This window comes from Janthinobacterium sp. BJB426, from assembly GCF_002735705.1.
GTDB lineage: Bacteria > Pseudomonadota > Gammaproteobacteria > Burkholderiales > Burkholderiaceae_D > Janthinobacterium.
In genome coordinates, this window is sequence record NZ_PDZL01000001.1 from 263,326 (window position 1) to 287,666 (window position 24,341).

At 62.2% G+C, this 24,341-nt stretch carries 27 protein-coding genes; 17 read left to right on the top strand and 10 right to left on the bottom strand.

Annotation, left to right across the window (positions count from 1 at the left end):
• The first annotated feature begins 13 nt into the window (after window positions 1-13).
• Together sucD and CSQ93_RS01175 are read left to right on the top strand one after the other, a co-directional pair.
• Window positions 14-895 carry a succinate--CoA ligase subunit alpha gene (sucD, locus tag CSQ93_RS01170; RefSeq protein WP_034746085.1) on the top strand — a complete coding sequence of 294 codons (882 nt, stop codon included), beginning with the start codon at window positions 14-16 and terminating at the stop codon, window positions 893-895.
• A 213-nt stretch (window positions 896-1,108) separates the two neighbouring features.
• Window positions 1,109-1,573: a pilin gene (locus CSQ93_RS01175; protein WP_099376374.1), complete on the top strand. Its 465-nt coding sequence runs from the start codon at window positions 1,109-1,111 to the stop codon at window positions 1,571-1,573.
• A gap of 21 nt (window positions 1,574-1,594) precedes the next feature.
• Here CSQ93_RS01175 and CSQ93_RS01180 read toward each other — a convergent pair whose 3' ends face one another.
• Window positions 1,595-2,317, bottom strand: a complete 723-nt coding sequence (locus CSQ93_RS01180) for a flagellar brake protein (protein ID WP_099376375.1) — start codon at window positions 2,315-2,317, stop codon at window positions 1,595-1,597.
• A 163-nt stretch (window positions 2,318-2,480) separates the two neighbouring features.
• Between CSQ93_RS01180 and CSQ93_RS01185 the strand changes: the two genes are divergently transcribed.
• The gene (locus CSQ93_RS01185; RefSeq protein ID WP_199534206.1) at window positions 2,481-2,861 is read left to right on the top strand and encodes a DUF6713 family protein; all 381 of its coding nucleotides are present in this window, start codon (window positions 2,481-2,483) and stop codon (window positions 2,859-2,861) included.
• On the opposite strand, the gene moaC is transcribed toward CSQ93_RS01185, so the two are convergent.
• Complete coding sequence (moaC, locus tag CSQ93_RS01190; protein WP_034746095.1) at window positions 2,862-3,368, bottom strand: cyclic pyranopterin monophosphate synthase MoaC; 507 nt, start codon at window positions 3,366-3,368, stop codon at window positions 2,862-2,864.
• 153 nt (window positions 3,369-3,521) lie between these two features.
• Between moaC and CSQ93_RS01195 the strand changes: the two genes are divergently transcribed.
• The gene (locus tag CSQ93_RS01195; protein ID WP_099376676.1) at window positions 3,522-5,111 is read left to right on the top strand and encodes a beta-barrel assembly-enhancing protease; all 1,590 of its coding nucleotides are present in this window, start codon (window positions 3,522-3,524) and stop codon (window positions 5,109-5,111) included.
• Window positions 5,112-5,114: 3 nt separating this feature from the next.
• Here the strand turns inward: CSQ93_RS01195 and CSQ93_RS01200 are convergent, their stop codons facing one another.
• The 4 genes from CSQ93_RS01200 to CSQ93_RS01215 all read right to left on the bottom strand — a co-directional run bounded on the left by CSQ93_RS01200 (window position 5,115) and on the right by CSQ93_RS01215 (window position 7,427).
• Window positions 5,115-5,705, bottom strand: a complete 591-nt coding sequence (locus CSQ93_RS01200; RefSeq protein WP_099376376.1) for a DUF2946 family protein — start codon at window positions 5,703-5,705, stop codon at window positions 5,115-5,117.
• A complete protein-coding gene (locus CSQ93_RS01205) occupies window positions 5,698-6,735 on the bottom strand; it encodes a YheT family hydrolase (RefSeq protein ID WP_099376377.1) in 1,038 nt (345 codons plus the stop codon). The genes CSQ93_RS01200 and CSQ93_RS01205 overlap by 8 nt, the downstream gene beginning before the upstream one ends.
• Window positions 6,735-7,160: a YybH family protein gene (locus CSQ93_RS01210; protein ID WP_034780622.1), complete on the bottom strand. Its 426-nt coding sequence runs from the start codon at window positions 7,158-7,160 to the stop codon at window positions 6,735-6,737. Before CSQ93_RS01210 ends, CSQ93_RS01205 begins: the two co-directional genes overlap by 1 nt.
• 72 nt (window positions 7,161-7,232) lie before the next feature.
• Entirely contained in the window at window positions 7,233-7,427 is a 195-nt protein-coding gene (locus CSQ93_RS01215; RefSeq protein ID WP_034780619.1) for a zinc-finger domain-containing protein, read from the bottom strand.
• A gap of 258 nt (window positions 7,428-7,685) precedes the next feature.
• Here CSQ93_RS01215 and CSQ93_RS01220 point away from each other — a divergent pair, with 258 nt between their 5' ends.
• From CSQ93_RS01220 to CSQ93_RS01270, 11 genes are all read left to right on the top strand, one after another.
• Window positions 7,686-8,432, top strand: a complete 747-nt coding sequence (locus CSQ93_RS01220; RefSeq protein WP_199534207.1) for an AzlC family ABC transporter permease — start codon at window positions 7,686-7,688, stop codon at window positions 8,430-8,432.
• Window positions 8,425-8,775 carry an AzlD domain-containing protein gene (locus CSQ93_RS01225; protein ID WP_034780613.1) on the top strand — a complete coding sequence of 117 codons (351 nt, stop codon included), beginning with the start codon at window positions 8,425-8,427 and terminating at the stop codon, window positions 8,773-8,775. The genes CSQ93_RS01220 and CSQ93_RS01225 overlap by 8 nt, the downstream gene beginning before the upstream one ends.
• A gap of 77 nt (window positions 8,776-8,852) precedes the next feature.
• On the top strand, window positions 8,853-10,064 hold the full coding sequence (locus CSQ93_RS01230) for a phosphoglycerate kinase (protein WP_099376378.1): 1,212 nt from the start codon (window positions 8,853-8,855) through the stop codon (window positions 10,062-10,064).
• A 113-nt stretch (window positions 10,065-10,177) separates the two neighbouring features.
• The gene (gene pyk / locus CSQ93_RS01235) at window positions 10,178-11,638 is read left to right on the top strand and encodes a pyruvate kinase (RefSeq protein ID WP_099376379.1); all 1,461 of its coding nucleotides are present in this window, start codon (window positions 10,178-10,180) and stop codon (window positions 11,636-11,638) included.
• Window positions 11,639-11,716: 78 nt separating this feature from the next.
• The gene (gene fba / locus CSQ93_RS01240) at window positions 11,717-12,781 is read left to right on the top strand and encodes a class II fructose-bisphosphate aldolase (protein ID WP_010401625.1); all 1,065 of its coding nucleotides are present in this window, start codon (window positions 11,717-11,719) and stop codon (window positions 12,779-12,781) included.
• A 104-nt stretch (window positions 12,782-12,885) separates the two neighbouring features.
• Window positions 12,886-13,779, top strand: a complete 894-nt coding sequence (locus tag CSQ93_RS01245; RefSeq protein WP_099376380.1) for a phosphoribosylaminoimidazolesuccinocarboxamide synthase — start codon at window positions 12,886-12,888, stop codon at window positions 13,777-13,779.
• A gap of 1 nt (window position 13,780) precedes the next feature.
• Window positions 13,781-14,278, top strand: coding sequence for a 5-(carboxyamino)imidazole ribonucleotide mutase (gene purE / locus CSQ93_RS01250; protein ID WP_099376381.1), 498 nt, complete (start codon window positions 13,781-13,783; stop codon window positions 14,276-14,278).
• 15 nt (window positions 14,279-14,293) lie between these two features.
• Entirely contained in the window at window positions 14,294-15,490 is a 1,197-nt protein-coding gene (locus CSQ93_RS01255; protein WP_099376382.1) for a 5-(carboxyamino)imidazole ribonucleotide synthase, read from the top strand.
• Entirely contained in the window at window positions 15,487-16,509 is a 1,023-nt protein-coding gene (locus CSQ93_RS01260; protein WP_099376383.1) for an L-threonylcarbamoyladenylate synthase, read from the top strand. Before CSQ93_RS01255 ends, CSQ93_RS01260 begins: the two co-directional genes overlap by 4 nt.
• Before the next feature lie 239 nt (window positions 16,510-16,748).
• Window positions 16,749-18,131 carry an SGNH/GDSL hydrolase family protein gene (locus CSQ93_RS01265; protein ID WP_099376384.1) on the top strand — a complete coding sequence of 461 codons (1,383 nt, stop codon included), beginning with the start codon at window positions 16,749-16,751 and terminating at the stop codon, window positions 18,129-18,131.
• 99 nt (window positions 18,132-18,230) lie between these two features.
• Window positions 18,231-18,917, top strand: coding sequence for an OmpW/AlkL family protein (locus CSQ93_RS01270; protein ID WP_199534208.1), 687 nt, complete (start codon window positions 18,231-18,233; stop codon window positions 18,915-18,917).
• A 45-nt stretch (window positions 18,918-18,962) separates the two neighbouring features.
• On the opposite strand, the gene CSQ93_RS01275 is transcribed toward CSQ93_RS01270, so the two are convergent.
• The gene (locus CSQ93_RS01275; RefSeq protein ID WP_077408668.1) at window positions 18,963-19,469 is read right to left on the bottom strand and encodes a flavin reductase family protein; all 507 of its coding nucleotides are present in this window, start codon (window positions 19,467-19,469) and stop codon (window positions 18,963-18,965) included.
• A gap of 176 nt (window positions 19,470-19,645) precedes the next feature.
• Here CSQ93_RS01275 and msrA point away from each other — a divergent pair, with 176 nt between their 5' ends.
• Window positions 19,646-20,179: a peptide-methionine (S)-S-oxide reductase MsrA gene (msrA, locus tag CSQ93_RS01280; protein WP_099376385.1), complete on the top strand. Its 534-nt coding sequence runs from the start codon at window positions 19,646-19,648 to the stop codon at window positions 20,177-20,179.
• A gap of 16 nt (window positions 20,180-20,195) precedes the next feature.
• Here the strand turns inward: msrA and CSQ93_RS01285 are convergent, their stop codons facing one another.
• The gene (locus CSQ93_RS01285; RefSeq protein ID WP_099376679.1) at window positions 20,196-21,443 is read right to left on the bottom strand and encodes an SAM-dependent methyltransferase; all 1,248 of its coding nucleotides are present in this window, start codon (window positions 21,441-21,443) and stop codon (window positions 20,196-20,198) included.
• A 127-nt stretch (window positions 21,444-21,570) separates the two neighbouring features.
• Window positions 21,571-22,779: a pyridoxamine 5'-phosphate oxidase gene (gene pdxH / locus CSQ93_RS01290; RefSeq protein WP_099376386.1), complete on the bottom strand. Its 1,209-nt coding sequence runs from the start codon at window positions 22,777-22,779 to the stop codon at window positions 21,571-21,573.
• A gap of 112 nt (window positions 22,780-22,891) precedes the next feature.
• On the opposite strand from pdxH, the gene tcdA reads away from it, so the two are divergent.
• The gene (gene tcdA, locus CSQ93_RS01295) at window positions 22,892-23,737 is read left to right on the top strand and encodes a tRNA cyclic N6-threonylcarbamoyladenosine(37) synthase TcdA (RefSeq protein ID WP_233515983.1); all 846 of its coding nucleotides are present in this window, start codon (window positions 22,892-22,894) and stop codon (window positions 23,735-23,737) included.
• Here the strand turns inward: tcdA and thpR are convergent.
• The gene (thpR, locus tag CSQ93_RS01300) at window positions 23,734-24,252 is read right to left on the bottom strand and encodes an RNA 2',3'-cyclic phosphodiesterase (RefSeq protein WP_158301068.1); all 519 of its coding nucleotides are present in this window, start codon (window positions 24,250-24,252) and stop codon (window positions 23,734-23,736) included. The genes tcdA and thpR overlap by 4 nt on opposite strands.
• Window positions 24,253-24,341: the final 89 nt, after the last annotated feature.

Sequence of the window (24,341 nt, forward strand, 5' to 3'; positions counted from 1 at the left end):
TTAAGGAATCAACATGTCCATTCTGATCAATAAAGATACCAAAGTCGTTACCCAAGGGATCACCGGCAAGACCGGCCAGTTCCACACCCGCGGTTGCCGCGACTACGCGAACGGCAAAGCTGCCTTCGTGGCAGGCGTGAACCCGAAGAAAGCCGGCGAAGATTTCGAAGGCATTCCTATTTTCGCTAACGTTACCGAAGCGAAAAAAGAAACCGGCGCCAACGTTTCCGTGATCTACGTGCCGCCAGCAGGCGCGGCAGCTGCGATCTGGGAAGCTGTCGAAGCTGAAATGGATCTGGCCATTTGCATCACCGAAGGCATTCCTGTGCGTGACATGATGGCTCTGAAAGACCGCATGGCTAAAGCCAACAGCAAAACCTTGCTGCTGGGCCCTAACTGCCCAGGCCTGATCACGCCAGACGAAATCAAGATCGGCATCATGCCAGGTCACATCCACAAGAAGGGCCGTATCGGCGTGGTGTCGCGTTCGGGTACCCTGACCTATGAAGCAGTGGGTCAGCTGACCGCACTGGGCCTGGGCCAATCGTCGGCAGTCGGCATCGGCGGCGACCCGATCAACGGCCTGAAGCACATCGACATCATGAAGATGTTCAATGATGATCCAGATACCGACGCGGTCATCATGATCGGCGAAATCGGTGGTCCAGACGAAGCCAACGCGGCTTATTGGATCAAAGACAACATGAAAAAACCGGTCGTTGGCTTCATCGCTGGCGTGACGGCTCCTCCAGGCAAGCGCATGGGCCACGCCGGCGCGCTGATCTCGGGCGGTGCCGATACGGCACAAGCCAAGCTGGAAATCATGGAAGCTTGCGGCATCACCGTGACCAAAAACCCGTCGGAAATGGCGCGTCTGCTGAAAGCCATGCTGTAATTTCAGCCTGGTCACCGCAGTACAAAAAAGGAGCTTCGGCTCCTTTTTTTTATTCGCAAGACAGGCCGATTCCCGGCCTGGGGCGACGGCGCTGGTCCGAACCTGCCCAAAAGTGTCGCTTTTCTTTCCACGTGTGCCGCCGTTGCCCGGGCGCGCCGCTGGCATGGCGCTTGCACCATACCTGGCGTGAGCAATGCACCATGGGAGGATACGATGCGCGCGCAAAGCGGATTTACCCTGATAGAACTGATGATCGTGGTGGCTATCGCCGGCATCCTGGCGGCCGTGGCCATTCCCCAGTATGGCGACTACACGATGCGGGCCAAGGTCAGCAATGTGCTGGCGGCCGCTGCCCCCTTGAAAACGGCCGTGGCCCTGTGCGTGCAGGAAAACGGCGGGCTGGCTACCGCCTGCAGCACGTCCACCCAGGCCGTACCCAGCGCTATCCCCGTGTTCAGTGCCACGCGCGAAGTGGCCAGTGCCACAGTGAATAAGGGCGATATCGTGCTGACCCTGGCGGCCGACCTGGGCACGGGTATCGGTGGACAAACCGTGACGATGACCATGAAGTCGGGCACGAGCAGTCTGACCTGGTTCAATAGCACCACCGTGACGAATCCGGCAGCGAAGGAAGCGATTACCAAAAACAACATTCCCGACGTGACTCCGACGCTGTAGGTGACGCTTGTCAGCCCGGTGTCAGACGATTTTTTGCCGGTCCGCGATCAGCGCTTCATAGGTGAGGTTTTGCAGCAGGGTGTAGTGGGTCGGTTCCAGGTCGATGAATTGCACGCCATACGTATAGATTTCCGCCACCTCGGCGGCATTGCCATTCGACGGCTTGCCCACGCTGACGTTCTGGATGCGGGCGCGCGTATTGACGCGCATCTGATGCTTGTTCGGCTGCACCAGCAGGGTAAAGCTCAGGGCCACACCTTCGTCGTCCGGCGTGAGCATGCCGGGCGCTTCGATCAGCGCGCCCGAAACGCTGAGGTTGATGATGAACACGGGCACGGCTGCCACGTCGCGGTAGCTCAGCTGCGCCGGAATGTCCACTTTCACGCGCATGGCCGTGCGCAGGCTGGTGCCCTGGATGGCGTCGGGAAAGCTCAGGTGGACATAATTGAGCGGGCGGCCGAAGATACGCAGCACGCTGCAGGAAAACGAGCAGACGGTGACGCCGGAAAACACGCGGATGGTCAGCTTATCGCCCTCGTTGAGCACGATGGACGCGCCGTTTTCCATGGGAATCTTGACGATCAAATACTCGTCTTTGACATAGCCGATCAGGGTCGAGAAATGCTGGATGGGTTTGATGGTGCGATGCGTGATGAACTGGATGCGTCCACCCACCTGCAGATTCATGGCCTCGAAGTCGAAGTCCTGGAGCTTGTTTTCCGCGGCGGGCTTGTTGCTTGTCATGCGATGCTCATCTGGATATGGTCGACTCGCAGTATGCATGATTTCTTGATGAAAAAGCATTTATATCAATGAAATTCATATTGGCATCGAAAAATGCCAGGTGCACGTGGCGCCGCGCGGTGCAGGCTTTACAATTGCATCAATATTGACGAATGTAAATTTTATGCCGCGCAGCTACTTCTGGACCATGTTGTTCCTGATCCTGCATCAAATCGATGCTGCCTACTGGAAAGAGTGGGAAATGTTCCATCTGCCGGGCGGCGTCCAGGGTTTCCTGGTGTTTAACCTGGCGGCCATTGCCGTGGTGCTGGTGGGCTACAAGCACGTGTTGCTGTCCACCGCGCGGGCATCTTTTTATGCGAGCTGCTGCGCGGGCCTGGGCGTGGCCACCTTCCTGATCCATACCTGCTTTGCGCTGGCAGGACAGGAGCAATTCCACTTGCCGCTGTCCAAGGCCATCATCGCGCTGTGCCTGTCCGGCGGCGCCTGGCTAGTGTACGATTTGCGCCGCTTCCAGGAGCGGCTGGCGCGCCAGGCACAATAATTACACTTCGGCGTGCCAATCGCCCGACTTGCCGCCATGCTTTTCCAGCACGCGCACGTTGGTCATGACCATGCCCCGGTCGACGGCCTTGCACATGTCGTAGATCGTCAGCAAGCCGATCTGCACGGAGGTGAGCGCTTCCATTTCCACGCCCGTCTTGCCCGTCGTGTCGACCTGGGCGCGGCAGTGCACGCTATTGGCCGCCTCGTCCACTTCAAAATCGACCGTGACGCGCGTGAGGGCCAGCGGGTGGCACAGGGGAATCAGGTCGCTGGTGCGCTTGGCGCCCATGATGGCGGCGATGCGGGCGATGCCCAGCACGTCGCCCTTTTTTGCATTGCCGGAAATGATCAATGCCAGGGTAGCGGGTTGCATGCGGATGGTGCCGGCGGCCACGGCGCTGCGGCGCGTGTCTTCCTTGCTGCCTACGTCCACCATATGGGCCTGGCCCGTCGCGTCGAAATGGGTCAGTTCCCCGGCGGGGGCTTGCTTGTCTGCTGTTGTCATGGCGTCAAAAATAGGTGAGGAGTGGGGCGCGGCACGCGTGGGAATGGGTGCCGCTAACAAGGTATGATAGCACCCGTGAATTCAAAAACTCCCCTCCAGACCGTACTTGAAAACGCCGCTGCCGCATGGCTGCGCCAGCCATGGCGTGCGTCCCTGCTGGCCGCGCTGTGCTGCGCTGCCCCTTCTGCGCTGGCGCAAACCTATACGTCCGCGCCAGCGGCGCCGGCCGCCAGCGTGGCGGCCAAGCCGGCCGGCGGCTGGACGCCGCTGGCCGTGCCGCCGGCGCCCAACCTGCCGAACCTGGGCGATACGTCGCGCGAAGACCTGTCGCCGGCGATGGAGCGCAAGATCGGCGAGGAAATCATGCGCGGCATCCGTGGCGACCGCGATTATCTCGACGACGCGCCCTTGCTCGAATACCTGAATACCTTCGGCAACGCCCTCGTGGCCGCGCGTCCCAGCGTGCGCGGCGAAACGAATTACGACTATTTCTTCTTTGCCGTGCGCGATCCCCAGTTGAACGCGTTTGCCTTGCCTGGCGGCTTCATCGGCGTGCACTCGGCCCTGGTGCTGGCAGCGCAAACGGAGGCGGAACTGGCTTCCGTGCTGTCGCACGAGATCGGCCACGTGGCGCAGCGCCATATCGCCCGCATGCTGGGCCAGCAGCGCCAGGATGCCCTGATGCCGCTGGCCGCCATGCTGCTGGCGGCGCTCGCTTCCCGGGCGGGTGGTGACGTGGCCATGGGCGTGTTTGCCGCCGGCCAGGGCCTGGCCATCCAGCGTCAGCTCAATTTCGGCCGCGACGCCGAACGCGAGGCCGACCGCATCGGTTTCCAGATCATGGGCGAAGCCGGTTTTGATACCACCGGCATGGTGGCCTTCTTCGGCCGCATGCAGGCGGCCAGCCGTTCGTACAGCGACCTGATGCCCGCCTACCTGCAGACCCACCCGCTGACGACGGAACGCATCGCCGACATCCAGGCGCGCATCCGCGAGCAGCCCTACAAGCAGCGTGCGGACAGCCTGAGTTTCCACCTGGCCCGTGCCCGTGCCCGCGTGCTGCAGGATGAAAGCGTGCAAGGCCTGTTGAATGCCAAGGCCATCTTCAAGACTCAGCTGGAACAGCAAAGCCGTTTCCAGGTGACGGCCGCCCACTATGGCTTGTCCTTTGTCGCCGTCAAGCAGGGCAAGCCGGCGGAGGCGCAAAAGGAACTCGATGCGGCCAATGCGGCCCTGCACCAGCCGGTCGGGCCGAATGTGTTGACGTCGGGTGGCACGCAGGGTCCCAATTCCCTGCTGGCGGCGATGGGGCTGGAAGTGCTGTTGATGCCGGGGCAGAAGCCGGAAGTGGCGCAACAGGCCCTGAAGGCGGCGGACGCTGCGCGCCAGCAGTTTCCCCTCTCGCGCGGCATTGCCCACCAGTATGCGGAAGCGCTGATGGCTGCCGGCAAGCTGGAGCAATCGACCCTGTATTTGCGCGAGCAGGTGCAGCTCTACAAGGAAGAGCCGGAACTCTACGATTTACTGGCGAAAGCCTATGCGGACCAGGGCAAGATGACCTTGCAGCACATGGCGCTGGCCGAATCCTATGTGTTGCAGGGCGCCACCATGGCCGCGCTGGACCAGCTGACGATCGCCCGCAAATCGACAGACGCGACCTTTTATGACCAGGCCGTGATCGATGCGCGCGAGCGAGAATTGCAGGAAAAACGCCGCGAACAGATCAAGGACCAGAAGGGCTGACTTTTATTCGGCTTGCGGCGCCTGCTGGAAGCCGAAGGTCTGCGCTACGCTGGCATAGGCCAGCGGTTGCACGGCAATCTCTTTGCCGGCATGCAATAACATCAAGTTGCCTTGAGCATGTTCCAGCCACGCCAGCAGGGCCTCGTCGCTCAAGGCTAGCCCATCGAGGCGCAGCGACGCCAGCACCTGGGCCATGTCGCGGTCATCCACCTGCGCCACGATGTCGCCATGGCGCAGGATCAGCGTGCCGTTGTCGCACAGATACGCTGCTTCGATGACCGCAAGCGGCGCGCCCGTCTGCAAGACAAAACCGTGCTGCGGGTCGCTGCGGGCGATATACGGCGTCGCTTCCAGGTTCAGGTAGACGCGTTGCGGGCCATTCTGGAAAAACCAGCAGCCCTGTTCGTCATGGTCGTAATTGCGGTTGATAAAGCTCAACAGGGCCACATGGGCGATCTTGTCGCCCGGCAGTTGTTGCTGTTGCGCATGCTGGTCGCGCATGCGCCAGTGGCCGCGCGCGTCCAGGCCCAGCCAGCCGTAGCAGTGGGGCACGTTCGGCCATTTGGCCAGGGCCTGTTTGACGAGTTCATCCATGTGTAGCGTTTTCCGTGTGAGTGCGCGCATCGCCAGCGTGACAGTTTTGCGGTGCCGATGGCGCCATGTTGCCGTTTTCAAAAAAAGAGAGCAGCCGTTGCGGCAGCCAGCGTGTGCTTCCCGGCAACTTGCCGGTGGCAAAGCCGACGTGGCCGCCGTGGCGCGGATACTCGAGCGTGACCGTCGGCGCGGCGCTGGACGGCAGGAAGCGCCCGGGCAGGAAAGGATCATTTTGCGCATTCAGTACCAGGGTCGGCACGGTGATGTCGTGCAAGACGTGCTTGGCGCTGGCGCGGTGCCAGTAATCGTCGGCGTCGCGGTAGCCGTGCAGCGGCGCCGTGACAACATTGTCGAAGGCGTGCAAGTCGCGCGCGGCCAGCATGGCGTCGCGCGCGAACAGGCCGGGAAATTGCTCGAGCTTGGCCAGGCACTTCGGTTTCAAGGTGTTCAGAAACATGCGCGTGTAGAGCCGGTTGGCGCCGGAAGACAGGGCCTTGCCTCCCTGTGCCAGGTCCAGCGGCGCGGACACGGCCGCTGCCGCATCGACGAAATCGGCCTGGTGCTGCGACTGGCCCAGCCAGCACAGCAGGGCATTGCCGCCCAGCGAGACGCCGGCCGCGTAAAACTTGCCCGTGGCGCGCGGGCGCAGTGTGCGCATCACCCAGTCCACTTCCTGCGCATCACCCGAATGGTAAAAGCGGGGCGCCAGGTTGGCCTCGCCCGAGCAGCCGCGAAAATGCGGCACGGCGCCCGACCAGCCGCGCGCGGCCACCTCGGCCATCAGGGCGCGCGCGTAATGGCTATTCGACGAGCCTTCCAGGCCGTGGAACAGCACCACGAAGGGCTGGCCCGGTTGGCCATCGACCAGGTCGACGTCGACGAAGTCGCCATCGGGCGCTTGCCAGCGTTCGCGGCGGAAGGCCACGGCCGGCTTGGCAAGGCACACGGCCGGATAAATCGTCTGCGCGTGGCCGCCAGGCAGCCAGAGCGGGGCGGTATAGGGGGCGTTGTAGATAAGAGGCAAAGACATCAGTGCAGGATCTGCGCCCCGGTGGCATCGGCCGGTGCGCCGCCCGGCGCGATGGAGGCGTGGTGCAGCACGATGCGCCAGCCGCGCGGCGTTTTCACGTACACGTTCGTGGCCAGCAGGTGCGCCGGGCCGCCTTCTTCCTGGGTCACGCCTTCGATCACCGTGTGCACTGAACTCATCAGATTGTGCGTTTCGTGCAGCTGCGCCGGCACGATATGCAGGCCGCCGCCGGCCAGAATGGTTTCCCACGAGGCGCGGATGGCGGCATGGCCGATCAGGCGCGCGCCGCCCGGGTGGATGCAGACGATCTCTTCATCGTCGGCCCACAGCGCCATCAGCGCTTCGAGGTCGGCGCGGTGCAAGGCATCGTAGAACGCCGCTTCGACTTCCGCGGCGCTGCCATTGAGTTCTTTCAGACGTTTCATGACGACTCCGGGCTGGTCGGTATAACTTGATACAAATAAAAACGGCGCGCTGGTGGCGCGCCGCTGGGCAGTTTAATGGTGGCCGGCGCTGGCGCCTTCCTTCAGGGTGTAGGCCGTGCCGCAGTACGGGCACTTGGCGATACCGTCCTTGTTGAATTCCAGGAACACGCGCGGATGCGACGACCACAGCGGCATGGCCGGGTTAGGGCAGTGGGCTGGCAAGTCTTTACTGTCGAGTTCGACCGCTGGCTGGGTGGTTTTTGTCATCTTGTCATGCTCCGTGAGGCTGTATGGAAGGAAGTCGGCTGCTGCCAAAAGCACGATTTTAACGGATTCAGGCAGACAGCAAAAATCATGGCTAAAATGTCGGCTCGATCATCTTCGGCTGCGGCGCGGTTTTTTGCCGAAACATGGCAGCTGCAGCGCCACACTGACTGGATTTGCCTTGCCGGTATTACCGTTGCGCCCATGCGCCCCGTGCACCATTGTTGTGCAGTTACCACAGTACGCCTGGCGAGGGGACGCATGAACTCCCGCGTGAACGCCGTCCAGGCCGCCAAGGACGATGCCCTGCTGAAAGACGCCTGGCGCGCCGGCCTGAACCTGGGTGCGCCCACCCTGCTGGGCATCGCCGCCTGGGGTATGGTGGTGGGCGTGGCCATGGTGAAAAGCGGCCTGACGGTAGCGCAGGCCGGCGCCATGACCCTGTTTGTCTTTGCCGGCTCGGCCCAGCTCGCGTCCTTGCCCTTGCTGGCCGCGCAGGCGCCCGTATGGGTGATCTTTGCCACGGCCCTCGTCGTCAATTTGCGTTTTGTTATCTTTTCCGTACTGCTGGCCCCGCATTTTTCCCATCTGCCCTGGCGCCAGCGCTTTGCGCTCGGTTATGTAGCCGGCGACATCACGGTGGGCCTGTTCCTGCAGCGCTACCCGCACGAAACGCCGGATCCGGCCAAGCTGCCTTTCCTGAAAGGCTTGATTTACCCCAACTGGCTGGCCTGGCAAATCGGTTCCTTCATCGGCATCGTGCTGGGCGCCGTCGTGCCGGCCGAGTGGGGACTGGGTTTTGCGGGTACCCTGGCGATCCTGTGCGTGACGGTGCCGCTGATCCTCAGCCGCGCCGCCCTGTGCGGTGTGCTGGTGGCCGGTACGGTGGCCGTGCTGGCCTTCAGCCTGCCGTATAAGCTGGGTTTGCTGGTGGCCGTCGTAGTGGGCATGGTCAGCGCCATGGCCGTGGAAGAATTGACAGAAAAATGGACAAAACGCCATGTTTGACGGCATAGACTGGGGCAGGGCCGATGTGTGGATCGCCATCGCCGTGCTGGTGGTGGCGACAGCCGCCACGCGCAGCACCTTCTGGCTGATCGGCCATCACATCACCATTCCGCGCCGCGTGGGCGAGATGCTGCGCTATGCGCCGGCCTGCGCGCTGGCCGCCATCATCGCGCCCGACATGCTGATGGAGGGCCAGCAAGTGCACTTGGAATTGTCCAATTTGAAACTGTTATCCGGTATTGCCGCCACGCTCTTTTTTGTGATCCGCCGCAATATGCTGCAAACCATCGTGTTTGGCATGCTGGTTTTCACGGGCTTGCGACTGTTGCACGTTTTTCAGTAAAGCAGGACAAATCGGGGATTTGGTCTGGTCATTGCGGTAAAATAGCGCACTTCCTTCCACTCGTCATCTGGATCGCCATGTCAGCTGTTCTCAACTTCATCCGTCTGCAAGATTTGATCGCCCAAAATGCACTGCAAGGCAAGCGCGTGTTTATCCGCGCCGACCTGAATGTCCCGCAAGATGACAGTGGCAAGATCACCGAAGATACGCGCATCCGCGCCTCGGTGCCGGCCATCCGCGCCGCCCTCGACGCTGGCGCTGCCGTCATGGTGACGTCGCACCTGGGCCGTCCGACGGAAGGCGAGTTCAAGCCAGCCGACAGCCTGGCGCCCGTGGCGGCCCGTTTGTCCGAGCTGCTGGGCCAGGAAGTTGCACTGAAACAAAACTGGGTCGATGGCGCCGGCCTGGAATCCCTGGCTGCCGGCCAGATCGTCCTGCTGGAAAACGTGCGCGTGAACAAGGGCGAAAAGAAAAACAGCGATGAGCTGGCGCAAAAAATGGCCAAATTGTGCGATATCTACGTCAATGACGCGTTCGGCACGGCCCACCGCGCGGAAGCGTCCACGCACGGCATCGCCAAGTTCGCCCCCGTCGCCTGCGCCGGCCCGCTGCTGGCTGCCGAACTCGATGCACTGGGCAAAGCTTTGCACGCCCCAGCCCGCCCATTGCTGGCAATCGTTGCCGGTTCGAAAGTATCGAGCAAGCTGACCATTTTGAAAGCCCTGTCCGACAAGGTCGATAATCTGATCGTCGGCGGCGGCATCGCCAACACCTTCATGAAGGCCGTCGGCTTGAACGTCGGCAAGTCGCTGGTGGAAGCGGAACTCGTCGAGGAAGCCAAGGCCATCATCGAGATCATGGCCAAGCGCGGCGCGCAAGTGCCGATTCCCGTTGACGTCGTGTGCGCCAAGGAGTTTTCGCCGACGGCCGCCGCCACCGTCAAGGACGTGGCCGACGTGGCGGACGACGACATGATCCTCGATATCGGCCCGAAAACGGCTGCCCTGCTGGCGCAGCAGATCGCCGCCGCCGGCACCATCGTGTGGAACGGTCCGGTTGGCGTGTTCGAATTCGACCAGTTCGGCAACGGCACCAAGACCCTGGCGCTGGCCATTGCCGAGTCGAAAGCCTTCTCGATTGCCGGCGGTGGCGACACCCTGGCGGCGATTGCCAAATACGACATTACCGATAAAATCAGCTATATCTCGACCGGTGGCGGCGCTTTCCTGGAATTCCTGGAAGGCAAGACCCTGCCGGCAGTGGAAATCCTGATGCAACGCGCCGCTTAAGGCGCTGCAGTCAGCAGTTTAGTACCAAGCGCAGCCTGATCGCTGCGCTTTTACCTTGCCGGGCGGTTCAGCCGCCAGGTCTTGCTCACCTTCGCTCGCGCACAAGGACTCCTATGCCACGCGGTACAAAAATCGTAGCAACAATCGGCCCCGCTTCCACCGACTTCGATATCCTGGTGAAAATGATACGTGCGGGTGTCGACGTGGTGCGCTTGAATTTTTCCCACGGCAAGGCGCAAGACCATATCGACCGCGCGGCGCTGGTGCGCCTGGCGGCCGCCGAGTGCGGGCGCGAAGTGGCCATCATGGCCGACATGCAAGGGCCGAAGATTCGTGTCGGCAAGTTTGAAAACACGCGCATCGAGCTGGAAGCGGGCGAGCACTTCATTCTCGACGCCAAGTGGGGTGAAAACGGCGAACTGGGCAACCAGGAGCGCGTCGGCCTCGACTACAAGGCCTTGCCGCGCGATTTGCACAAGGGCGACGTGCTGCTGCTGAATGACGGCCTCATCGTGCTGATCGTCGAGCGCATCCACGGCAGCGAAATCCACACCACCGTCAAGATCGGCGGCGAGTTGTCGAACAACAAGGGCATCAACCGCCAGGGCGGCGGCCTGTCCGCGCCCGCGCTGACGGCCAAGGATATGGAAGATATCAAGACGGCCATGAGTTTCCAGGCCGACTATCTGGCCATTTCCTTCCCGAAATGCGCGACCGACATGGAAATGGCGCGCCAGCTGGCCAATATCGCCGGCGAACCGTACCACCACAAGCCGATGATGATCGCCAAGATCGAGCGCGCGGAAGCCATTCCTGCGCTGCAGGAAATTCTCGACGCCTCCGACGGCATCATGGTGGCGCGCGGCGACCTGGCCGTGGAAGTGGGTAATGCGGCCGTGCCGGCCTTGCAGAAACGCATGATCAAGATGGCGCGCGCGTCGAACAAGCTTGCCATTACGGCAACTCAGATGATGGAATCGATGATTGTCAACGCCGTGCCGACCCGCGCGGAAGTGTCCGACGTGGCCAATGCCGTGCTCGATGGCACGGATGCCGTCATGACGTCGGCCGAGACGGCCTCGGGCAAGTACCCGATCGAGACGGTGGAAATGATGGCCGCCATCTGCGTCGAAGCGGAACAGTCCGAATACAACAAGCTCGATGCCGATTTCCTCAACGTCACGTTTACCCGCATCGACCAGTCGATCGCCTACGGCGCGCTGTTTACCGCCCATCACCTGCGCGTCAAAGCCATCGTGGCGCTGACGGAATCCGGTTCCACCGCCTTGTGGATGAGCCGCCACAGTATCGACACGCCGATCTACGCGCTCACGCCCAGCGTGACGACTTTGCGCAAAGCCGCGCTGTACCGCAATGTTCGGGCGTATCATCTGATGCAGAACGCCCCCAGCGCGCAAGTGCTGAAGCAGGCGGAAGACTTGCTGGTGGAACAAGGTATCGTCCGCAAGGGCGATATGATCGTCGTTACCTGGGGTGAACCGATGGGTCAGGTGGGCGGCACGAATGCCCTGAAAATTGTCAAGGTAGGCGACCTCGAAGCAGTGCTGATCTGATGTAAAGAATTCAGGCGCCGCCGCGGTTATTGACCGCGAAGCGCCGCAACGGTTTCTATTGTTATCTGGAGTATTACCATGTCTCTCGTATCCATGCGTCAACTGCTGGACCATGCTGCCGAAAACGGTTATGGCATTCCTGCTTTCAACGTCAACAACCTGGAGCAAGTGCAAGCCATCATGGCCGCCGCCGATGCGCTGAACTCGCCGGTGATCATGCAAGCGTCCGCTGGCGCGCGCAAGTACGCCGGTGAAGCATTCCTGCGCCACCTGATCGACGCGGCCGTCGAAGCGTATCCGCACATCCCTGTCGTCATGCACCAGGATCACGGCCAGTCGCCGGCCGTCTGCATGGCCGCCATCCGCTCGGGTTTTACTTCCGTGATGATGGACGGTTCGCTGGAAGCGGACGGCAAGTCGGTCGCATCGTACGAATACAACGTGGAAGTGTCGCGTGAAGTGGTGAAATTCTCGCACGCCATCGGCGTGACGGTGGAAGCGGAACTGGGCGTGCTCGGTTCGCTGGAAACCATGAAGGGCGACAAGGAAGACGGCCACGGCGCCGATGGCACCATGACCCGCGAGCAACTGTTGACGGACGTGGCGCAAGCGGCCGATTTCGTGCAGCGCACCCAGTGCGACGCCCTGGCGATCGCCATCGGCACCTCGCATGGCGCGTATAAATTCACGCGCAAGCCAACGGGCGACATCCTGGCCATCGACCGCATCAAGGAAATCCACGCGCGCATCCCGAACACCCATCTGGTGATGCACGGTTCCTCGTCGGTGCCGCAGGAATTGCTGGCCATCATCCGCGAATTCGGCGGCGACATGAAGGAAACCTACGGCGTGCCAGTCGAGGAAATCCAGGAAGGCATCCGTCACGGCGTGCGCAAGATCAACATCGACACCGACATCCGCCTGGCGATGACGGCCGCGATCCGCAAATACCTGTTCGAGAACCCGTCGAAATTCGACCCGCGCGACTTCCTGAAGCCAGCCCGCACCGCCGCCGAGCAAATCGTGCGCGCGCGCATGCAGGCTTTCGGCTGCGAAGGCCAGGCGTCGAAAATCAAGGTCATCACGATGGAAAAGATGGCCGAGCGCTACAAGGCCGGCGAGCTGTCGCAAATTGTGAAGTAAAATTCTGTCTGGAACGGGCCGGAAGCAATGCTCCGTGCCCGATTTTCTCGACCGGCGGGCACCCCCTGCCTGCCGGTTTCGTTTCATCCAACTATTCCCCCGCTATGAACAGCCTCTATCAGACTTCCATCCACTCCCTGCCATTGCTGGGCCACGGCAAGGTCCGCGACAACTACGCCGTTGGCGACGACAAGATTTTGATCGTCACCACGGACCGCCTGTCGGCCTTCGATGTCGTCATGAACGAGCCTATCCCCGGCAAGGGCAAGGTCCTCAACCAGATGAGTGACTTCTGGTTCGAGAAACTGGGCCATATCGTGCCGAACCACCTGACCGGCGTGGCGCCGGAATCCGTGGTGGCGCCCGAGGAAGTGGAGCAAGTCAAGGGCCGCGCCGTCGTGGCCAAGCGTTTGAAACCGATCATGGTCGAGGCGGTCGTGCGCGGCTACATCATCGGTTCGGGCTGGAAAGATTACCAGGACACGGGCAGCATCTGCGGCATCGCGCTGCCAGCGGGCTTGCAACAGGCGGAAAAATTGCCGCAACCGATCTTCACCCCGGCCGCCAAGGCCGAGTTGGGCGAGCATGACGAAAACATCAGCTTTGCTGAAATGGAAGAACGCATCGGTGCCGACCTGGCCGCCAAGATGCGCGACGTGGCCATTCAACTCTACAAGACGGCAGCCGAATACGCGGCCACGCGCGGCATCATCATCGCCGACACCAAGTTCGAATTCGGCCTGGACGACAATGGCGTCATGCATCTGATGGATGAAGTGCTGACGGCCGACTCGTCGCGCTTCTGGCCTGCCGATTCCTACCAGCCAGGCATCTCGCCGCCATCGTTCGACAAGCAATTCGTGCGCGACTACCTGGAAACATTGACCTGGGGCAAGACCGCACCGGCGCCAGCGCTGCCAGCCGATGTCATCGAAAAAACCCAGGCCAAGTACTTTGAAGCCATCGAACGCCTGACGGGCGAGAAGCTGAAGGCCTGAGATGAGCGAGCAGAATAAGCCGCTGGTCGGCGTCATCATGGGTTCGTCCTCGGACTGGGACGTGATGCAGAATGCGGTTGCCATCCTGAAACAGTTTGGCGTGCCATACGAAGCGCAAGTCATTTCCGCGCACCGCATGCCCGACGAGATGTATGCGTACGCGAAAAGCGCGCGCGCGCGCGGCTTGCGCGCCATCATCGCCGGCGCTGGCGGCGCGGCCCACCTGCCTGGCATGGTGGCGGCGATGACCATCGTGCCCGTGCTGGGCGTGCCCGTGCCGTCGAAATACTTGCGTGGCGAAGATTCCATGCTGTCCATCCTGCAAATGCCCAAGGGCGTGCCGGTAGCCACCTTCGCCATCGGTGAAGCGGGCGCGGCGAATGCGGCGCTGACGGCGGTGGCGCTGCTGGCCGCCAATGACGACGCGCTGGCCGACCGCCTGGAAGCCTTCCGTACCACGCAAACGGCCGCCGCCAAGGCCATGGTCTTGCCTGACTAATGTGTTTGAAAAATAATGAATAGTAAATTGACTTCCCCATTGCTGCCCGCCGCCAATCCACCGGCGTGGCTGGGCGTGATGGGTGGCGGCCAGCTCGGCCGCATGTTTGCCCAGGCCGCTCAGGGCATGGGTTATCAGGTGGCTGTACTGGAACCTTCCGATGCCTGCCCTGCGGGGCAGGTGGCGCAGCGCCTGGTCAATGCCGGTTACAGCGATGTGGCCGGCCTCGACGCCCTGGCGGCGCAATGCCTGGCCGTCACCACGGAATTCGAAAACGTGCCGGCCGACAGCCTGTCGCGCCTGGCCGAACGCGTGTTTGTTGCCCCCAACGCCCACGGCGTGTCGGTGGCGCAGGACCGCATCGCGGAAAAACGGTTCTTTGTCGACTGTGCAAGCAAATCCGGCGTGCTGCCGGCGCCGCACATGGTCATCGCCACGCAGGACGATATCGACAGCATCGCCGACGACTTGCTGCCGGGTATTTTGAAAACCGTGCGCATGGGCTATGACGGCAAGGGCCAGTTCCGCGTGCGTACGCGCGACGACGTGCGCGCCGCTTTCGCGGAAATGGGCGAAGTAACTTGCCTGCTGGAAAAAATGCTGCCGCTGGCGTATGAAGTGTCCGTGCTGACGGCGCGCGGCGTGGACGGCGAATCCGTCGTGTATCCGATCGCCGAAAACGTGCACCGCGACGGCGTGCTGTTTACCACCACCGTGCCGGGTCCGAACGTGTCGGACGACTGCGCCGCCAAGGCGCAGCGCGCGGCGCAAGCGATGGTCGCCGAGCTTGGTTACGTCGGCGTGCTGTGCATCGAATTTTTCGTGCTGGAAGATGGCAGCCTGGTGGTCAATGAAATGGCGCCGCGTCCGCACAACAGCGGCCATTACACGATGGATGCCTGCGTCACCAGCCAGTTCGCGCAGCAGGTGCGGGCCATGGCGCGCTTGCCGTTGGGCGACGTGCGCCAGCATTCGCCGGCCGTGATGCTCAATATCCTCGGCGACGCCTGGTTTGCCGACGACAGCGACGTGGCCTGCGAACCGGCGTGGGACCAGGTGCTGGCACTGCCGGGCGCCTGCCTGCACCTGTATGGCAAGGATGATCCGCGCCGTGGCCGCAAGATGGGCCACCTGACCTTCATCGCGGCCACCTTGCCGCAGGCGCAGCAGCGCCTGCGCGACGCTTGCCTGATCCTGGGAATCGCGCCGTGAGCGTACTTGCACAAGATCTGGCGGCGGCTGCAGCCGTGCTGGAAGCGGGCGGCCTCGTCGCTTTCCCGACGGAAACGGTGTATGGCCTGGGCGCCGATGCGGAAAACCCGGCTGCCGTGGCGCGCATCTATGAAGCCAAGGGCCGCCCTTCCGACCATCCCGTGATCGTGCATGTGGCGCCCGGCGCCGACCTGGCGCACTGGTCCGACGACATTCCAGTCGAGGCCGAACAGCTGGTGGCCGCCTTCTGGCCCGGTCCGCTGACTCTGATCGTCAAGCGCGCCGCGCATATTCCCGACGCCGTCTCCGGCGGCCAGGATACGGTGGGCTTGCGCTGCCCATCGCATCCGGTGGCTATCGCATTGCTACGCACCTTCAAAGGCGGCAAGGGCGGCCTGGCGGCGCCGTCGGCGAACAAATTTGGTAACGTCAGCCCTACCACGGCGCAGCACGTGCGTGATGAATTCGCGGCGGAACTCGCCAGCGGCTTGCTGGGCCAGGTCCTCGATGGCGGGCAGAGCGACGTGGGTATCGAGTCGACCATCGTCGACCTGTCGCGCCTGGCCACACACGGTCCAGTACTCTTGCGCCCCGGCCATATCAGCAGCGAACAGATCGCCGCCGTCATCGGTCGCGCGCCAGCCGTGGCGGACGCGGCCGCGCCGCGCGCCTCGGGCACCCTGGAATCGCATTACGCACCGCACACGCCTGTTGCGATGCAGCACAGCGACGACGTGAGCGCCACCTTGAACCGCCTGCTCAATGACGGGCGCCGCGTGGCCCTGATCCATTACTCGGACCTGCCACCGGCCAGCGCCAGCGTGCGCCTGGCGGCGACTCCGGAAAATTACGCACATGCGCTGTATGCCTCGCTGCGCACGATGGACCAGGTCGGCGCCGAGCTGATACTCGTCGAAGCACCGCCCACCGGCCCCGCGTGGCTGGGCGTCAACGACCGTTTGCGGCGCGCCGCCTTCGGCTCAAGTGGTATCTTGCAGCAGTTTCTGTCCGCATCATAAAAAGCCCCGCAAGGGGCTTTTTCTTGATGCAGCGCAATAGAGATGCTTGCCACGAAACATCTTATATCCTCCATAATTCAGCTGATCGCCCGGTCGTGACAGGGCGCTGGCAGTGTTGTTATTTCGTTGATTTTTAAAACATATTTTCTATACAAGCCTGAGGAACGATGGCATATTAGTTGGGTAGCGAATAGCACGCCCGTTCGTTTAGAAACCAGAAAAAAGACCGAGGAGACAAAATGCATCAAACCAAATTCGCGCTGGCCGTGCTGGCAGCGGCTGTCCTGGCAGGTTGCGGCGGCGCCAGTGGCGGTGATCAAGCCTTGAAAGTCAAATACACGGCGCAGGTGTCGTTCGGCGACAGCCTGTCCGATGTCGGTTCGTATGCCGTCGCCGGCGTGGCGGCGAGCGGTGGCGGCAAATTCACCATCAATGGTGACAATACCAAGATCAATCCTGAACTGACGGGCAAGAACTGGACCGAGCACCTGGCCGCGCAATTCGGCTTGCCGGCGCCATGCGCCGCCGAAACGGGCCTGGAAGGCAGCATACCGAGCCTGGTTGCCCCGCGCGTCAAGCATGCCGGCTGTTTCGGCTACGCCATGGGCGGTTCGCGCGTCACCAACCCCGTCGGTCCGAACAACAAATTGGCGGGCGGTGTGCTGGGCGCCCTGACCGTGCCCGTGGTGACGCAGATCGCGAACCACCTGGCAGTGTCAGGTGGCAAGTTCAGCGGCACGGAAGCCGTTTTCGTGATGGCAGGCGGTAACGACGTGCTGTTCCTGCTGGGCCAATTGCAAACGGGCGCGACGGATGCCGGCAAGAAGGCGGGCGCTGCTGCGGGTGCGCAAGCTTTCGCGACCAACCTGGCGGTGGCCCTGGCGGCCGGCGCCACCAATCCCAACACGGCAGTGGTTGCCATTGGCGCCGCCATCAAGACAGCCAGTGCGGCGCCTGGCGCCACGTCGACGACCATCGTCGGTGCCGCCGTGCAAGCTGCCATGATTGCCGGTAATGCGAATGCCCAGACGCAGGCCCCGGCCCTGGCCGCCAAGGCACAAGCCGACGCGACGGTGACAGGCAATGCCGCCGGCGCCAAGGCCGGTGCCGATTTCGCTGCGGCCCAAGGGCCGCTGCTGGTCACCGCCATGGGACAAGCCGGCAAAGAGCTGGTAGTGCTGATCAAGGACCAGATCATCGCCAAGGGTGCCAATTATGTGGTGGTCAACAACCTGCCGGACGTGGCCGGTACGCCATCGGGCTTGAGCAAGGATGCCAATACCAAGGCACTCATCAATGCCATGGTCAGCGCCTTCAACGGCGAACTGAGCGCCGGCTTGAACGGTAATGCGAAAGTCTTGCTGGTCGACGTGTTTGCCGTCAGCCATGACCAGGGCGTCAATCCTGGCCCGTATGGCTTGACCAACGTCAGCGAGACGGCGTGCGACCTGACGCCGGCGAAAAACATACTGGGCAGCTCGCTCGTGTGCAATGGTACGAATCTGAAAGCGGGCGACGTCAGCCATTACTCGTATGCCGACGATGTGCACCCTACGCCGTTCAATAACCTGTTGCTGGCCCGCTACGTGGCCAAGGACATGGTCGTGCGGGGCTGGCTGTAAGGGATGGCCGCACCGGCTGTGCCTGGGAGGCGCGGCCGGTGCCGGCAGCGACAGGACTCGAAAGCGGAACACTCCGCACATACTGAATCAGGAGACAAGATGAAGAATCGTTTGAATACCGCTGTACGCGTGCTGGCTGCAGCCGCCGCGATGGCCATGGCGACGGGCGCTTCGGCGCAAAGCGCTGGCACCTGGATGGTCAAAGCCGGCCTCAACAAGATCACGCCGCACGTGGACAGTGGCGACATTTCCGCGCCGGCACTGCCGGGCACGAAAGCCGACGTCAAGTCGGATACCAAGCCCATCCTTACCTTTGCCTACATGATCACGGACAATGTTTCCGCTGAAATGATCCTGGGCGTGCCGTACAAGCATGACCTGATCGGCGACGGTTCCATCAAGGGCACGGGCAAGCTGGGGACGGCGGAAGCCTTGCCGCCGACGGCCTTCATCCAGTACCGTTTCTTCCAGCCCAATGCGATGATCCGCCCCTACGTGGGCGCGGGCTTGACGTATGCCTATTTCCAAAAGGAAAAAGGTTCGGGCCAGATGACGGCCTTGCTGGATCCGGGTGGAAAACCAGTGACCTACCGCATGGACAACAAGCTGACCGGCAGCCTGGTGGTCGGCAGTACCCTGGCCTTCAACGAGCGTTGGTTTGCCGATGTGGCCGTGGTCAAGACCTACCTGAAAACCAAGGCGAAATTCTCGACGGGGCAGACGCAGGACATCAAGCTCGACCCGGTTGCCGTGAGTATCAGCATCGGATATAACTTTACCCTGTAAAACAAAAAATCCGCCTCGGCGGATTTTTTTTTGTCCCGTTCACGCTCAGGCTGGCGGGGTATTGAACTTTCCATTGTGGAAGATCAAGGGCGGCTGCGCGGCAAACGCGCATTGTTCCACTTCGCCCACGAAAATGACGTGGTCGCCTTCCGGATAGCGGCTGCGGTTGTGGCATTCGAACCAGGCCGATGCGCCTTTCAGGATGGGCTGGCCCGTGCGCGATAGTTCGTACTCGACATCGTCGAAGGGATTCGGCGTGCGGCGTGAAAAACGCGTCGCCAGTTCCGCCTGGTCGGCGCCCAGCACATTGATGACGTAATGCGAGTTGCCGCTGAAAATGGGCATGCTGTTCGCCACGGAACCGAGGCTCCACAGCACCAGGGGCGGCGACAGCGAGACGGAATTGAAGGAACTGGCCGTCAAGCCACGGAAACTGCCGTCCGCCAGGCGCGTCGTGATGACCGTCACGCCGGTGGCAAACTGTGATAGTGCCTGGCGGAAATGTGTCGTATCGAATTCTTGCGCTGGCGCGCGGGGAGAGCGTGTGTTCATGGGTGACCTGTCTATTTGCTGACATTATGCCAAAAATCGGCCGCACCAGCGCAATCGTGGCCGGCATGTCCCTATGTGCGGTGCCTAACGCGCCATTTTAAGCGGCGCTGCAGGCCGTTGCGCTTTACGTTACAGTGGTGAAATGATACGTCGCAGAGGCGTTGCGGGAGGACATCATGAATCAACAGACGGAAGTGGCGGTACTGGGCGGTGGCTGTTTCTGGTGCCTCGCTGCCGTGTACGCCGAAGTGCGCGGCGTGACGCGCGTCGAGTCCGGCTACACGGGCGGCAAGGTGCCCGCCCCCACCTATGAACAGGTTTGCACGGGCGACACGGGCCACGCGGAAGTGGTGCGCCTGGAATTCGATCCCGCCGTCATCGCTTACCACGACTTGCTGGAAATCTTTTTTACGCTGCATGACCCCACCACCTTGAATCGCCAGGGAAATGATGTCGGCACGCAATACCGTTCCGTCATCTATTACCAGTCGGCCGCGCAGGAAAGCGTGGCGCGCAAGGTCGTGGCCGAGATGGCCGGCGTGTGGGATGCGCCCATCGTCACGCAGCTGGCGCCGGCCGCCACCTTTTATCCGGCCGAGGATTACCATCAGAATTATGCCGAGCAGCATCCCTTGCAGGGCTATTGCGCGCTGATCGTCGCGCCCAAGGTGGAGAAATTCCGCGCCATGTACGCGGGACGCCTGAAGTGAACGCCCCGCGCGCCTGTCAGGGCGTGAGCACGGGCGCCGGCCTTGTCTCCTGCGTATTCTCCTGCGCATACATGTAGTTGCGCGACCAGGGCAGGGTGGAAGAGCGCCGGCCCGCCTTCACGCAGACGATCTGGTACAGGCTGATCAAATCTTGCTCGAAGGCATAGGCGCAGCCGGCCAGGTAGACGTGCCAGATGCGGAAGCGCCGTTCGCCCGCCAGCGGACGGATCTGCTCGGCATGGGCTTCGAAATTTTCCGTCCACAGGGCGCAGGTGCGCGCATAGTGGCGGCGCAGGTTTTCCACGTCCAGCACTTCCAGTCCCCCCTGCTGCATGGTTTTCAGGACATTGCCGATGTGCGCCAGCTCGCCGTGCGGAAACACATATTTTTCGATGAATTCGCCGCCGCCATACGGCGTTTCGCCATTCTCCGGGTCGGTCGAGGTGATGCCGTGGTTCATCGCCATGCCGTCCGGCGCCAGCAGCTTGTGGATGATGGAAAAGTAGTCGGGCAAGTGTTTCAGGCCCACGTGCTCGAACATGCCCACGCTGGTGATGCGGTCGAACTGGCCCGTGACGTCGCGGTAATCTTGCAGGCGAATATCGATCAAGTGTGACAGGCCGGCCGCCGCCACGCGCTCGCGCGCCAGCGCATACTGGTTTTCCGACAAGGTCACGCCCACGCAGCGGGCGCCATATTGCTGCGCGGCACGGATGACGAGCGCACCCCAGCCGCAACCGATGTCGAGCAGGGTCTGGCCCGGCTGCAGCTGGATTTTCTTCAGGATATGGTCGATCTTCTTGACTTGCGCCTGTGCCAGGGTTTCATCGCCGTGTTCGAAATAGGCGCAGGAATACACGAGGGCGGGGTCGAGAAACTGTTCATAGAACGCGTTCGACACGTCGTAGTGGTAGCGGATGGCTTCGGCATCCTTGCTCTTGTCGTGCGTAAAGCTGCGCACGATGCGGGCCAGCTTGCCTTCCGGCTTCAAGGTATTGCGCGCCAGGGCATTGCAGATGGCAATCATGTCCATCGCCGTGCCCTTGACCTCGATATTGCCTTCCACATAGGCCGAACCCAGGTTGGCCAGCGACGGGTTCAGCAGATAGCGGGCCGAGGCGACGGTCGGCAGGCGGATGGTGACTCTGGGCGCTTCGCTGGACAGGTCGACATGCTGGCCGTTCCACAATTCTATGCGTAGCGGCAAGGCGGTCTTGCTGCGAATGCTGGCGATCCACGACTTGAGTTGGTTTTGTACAAACAAAATGGCCTCCAATGCAGCGATTGCCGTAGCAACCGCAAATTGAGAAACAATGTCATTTAGTAACTTCTACCCTCATAGCCTACACCTATATTGACCAGCTTGCTTTGCGCCGCCTTGACTGGCTTGCTCAGGGTTGCAAGCGTTGCATGCTCCATTGCCCGTCAGCATCGCGGGTAAACACGATGCGGTCGTGGAAACGCGAACGGCGTCCCTGCCAGAACTCGATGCGTTCCGCTTGCAAGCGGTAGCCGCCCCAGTGGGCCGGGCGCGGTGGCTGCGCGTCGCCGACGGCGGCGGCCACGGCCGCGTAATTGCTTTCCAGTGCGGCCCGGCTGTCGATGGGCGCACTTTGCTGCGAGGCAATCGCCGACAGGCGGCTTTGCACGGGGCGCACATTGAAATACTCGTCGCTCTCGGCCGCCGTGGTTTTCACCACCGTGCCCTCGATGCGCACTTGCCGTTCCAGCTCGCGCCAGAAGAACAGCAGGGCGGCGTTTGGATTGTGTTCGAGTTGCTGGCCCTTGTCGCTATGGTAATTCGTGTACCAGGTAAAACCCCGTTCATCGAACTGCTTGATCAGCACGATGCGCGAGCTGGGCTTGCCTTCGACGCTGACGGTGGACAGGTCCATGGCGTTCGGCTCCATCACCTGCGCGTTGACGGCCTCGGCAAACCATTTCTGGAACTGGGCGATGGGATCGGCCAGCACGTCCGTCTCGTTCAGGCTCGATTGCACGTAGTCGGTGCGCATGGCCGCCAGCACGGCGGCCGCGTCCGGTGCTGCGGGCACTTCCGGTGCATCGGGCGCGATGCCGCGGCGGCGCTGCATGGCCGTGCCCAGCCGCTCCATCTGTTGCGCGCTGAACAGGCGCTTGGCCATCGGCGCCAAGTGCCCCTCTTCCTTGCTCATGTGGGCCTGGTAGGCGGCGACATAGGCGGCCACGCCCTCGGCGGCCAGTTGCGTGCCCGTGCCGGCCGCAATGGCGTCCAGTTCCGGGCGCAGGGTCAGCCAGGCCTGGTCCATGCGCTGGTGGTCGGCCAGAATTTCCGGCACCAGCGTGGACAGCAGAGCGGCATCGTCGCCCGTGGCGGTCGCCTGCAGCATGGGCATCAAGTCCTGCTCTTCATCGTCATGGTGCAAATGGGCGGCTTTATTGAAATATTGCAACACCGCCTTGGCCGCCTGCTGCGCGTCCGCCGTGTTGCCGTGCTGCGCCAGGTGGCCCAGCAGGTTTTGCAAGGTCGTCAGCTGCTTGCGGATCTTGTCGTGGCAATGCTTGAGCACGGCGATGGGCTGGTCAAAGCCGGGAACGGAGTCGAACAGGGGAGAGGTCATGGCGAGTTCTCGTGGTGGGCGGTGTGGGGGCGTGGCGACAGTGCGGCTTGTCGCTGTGTCAATTCGGCTATTTTAGAATATCCGCCAGCGCAGTGTCCGTTAAAATGGCGCCATGCATACCTCCACCAATGAACAAATTTCCATGGACTTGACCGAGATCGATTTTGAGCGGCGGTTTGGCGGCATTGCCCGCCTGTACGGCGCCCCCGCGTTGGCACGCTTCCGCGCCGCGCATGTGTGTGTGATCGGCGTGGGCGGCGTCGGTTCCTGGATCGTCGAAGCGCTGGCGCGCAGCGCCATCGGCCGCCTGACCCTGATCGACCTCGACAATGTTGCCGAATCGAACATCAATCGCCAGATCCAGGCCATGAGCGACACCATCGGCCAGGCGAAGATCACGGCCCTGGCCGAACGCATCGAACTGATCAACCCGTTTTGCCAGGTCACGCAGATCGAGGATTTTATTACTCCCGATAATCTGGAGCAGTTGCTGGGCGGGCGCGATTTCGACTACCTGGTCGACGCCATCGACAATGCCAAGGCGAAAGCGGCCGTGATCGCATATTGCCGCGCGCGCAACATTCCCATGCTGACCATCGGCAGCGCGGGCGGCCAGACGGACCCGACCCTGATCGCCGTGCGCGACCTGTCGAAAACGGAACAGGAACCGCTGCTCAAGCGGGTACGAAAACTGTTGCGTACTGAATATGGTTTCCCGCGTGGCGTGAAAAACAAATTCAATGTCGATGCCGTGTTTTCCATGGAACCGTTGAGCACGCCAGAGAGCGCGGAAGCGTGCGCCATCGATGGCAGCACGCCGGCCGGCGTCACGGGCCTCAATTGCGCCGGCTTCGGTTCCAGCGTGGTGGTGACGGCCAGTTTCGGCATGGTGGCGGCCGCCCATGCGCTGAAAAGCTTGCGCCAGGACAAATTAGCCGCCGTGCCGGACGCCGCCTAGCTTAATTTCCTACTGGCCAAGATGCGGTAGTCACCGCTGCTTTTGATCGATTCCACCAGCACCAGCTCGTCCGCCTGCCAGGCGATGGGCGCGAAGTCCCCGATGGCCGGTGGCGGCGCCTGGCGTGCCAGGGTGATGTGCGGCGTGAAGCGGTCGTGTTCGAAGCGCGGCGCCAGTCCCTGTTCCGCCAGGCTCTGCATGCAGGCCGTGCGCAAGTTGAGCAAGGCCGGCGGGGGCTGCGCCAGGGCGGCCCAGGCCAGCGCCAGCTGCGCAAAATGGCTGGCGTGGTCGAACAGCAGGGGCATGGCGCGCGCCGGCATGTGTTCCAGGATACCCAGCAGGGCCGGCAGATCGCTGACCCGGCGCTGGCCCAGGAAGGCCAGGGTCAGGTGCAGCTTGTCCGCGCGCACAGGTTTGCCGTCCAGACGCGCCTGCCAGGCGGCCAGGGCCGCGCGCGTGGCCGCATCGGGCCACAGCGCGTAAAACAGGCGGGGGTAATGGGTATCGGGCGACAAGTTTTTCCTATCGTTGCGGCGGTTTGCTATTATTGGCGTTCCCTGCCGGTTTGCTGGCGCAGGGATCTCACCGAAACTCACTGAAAGAA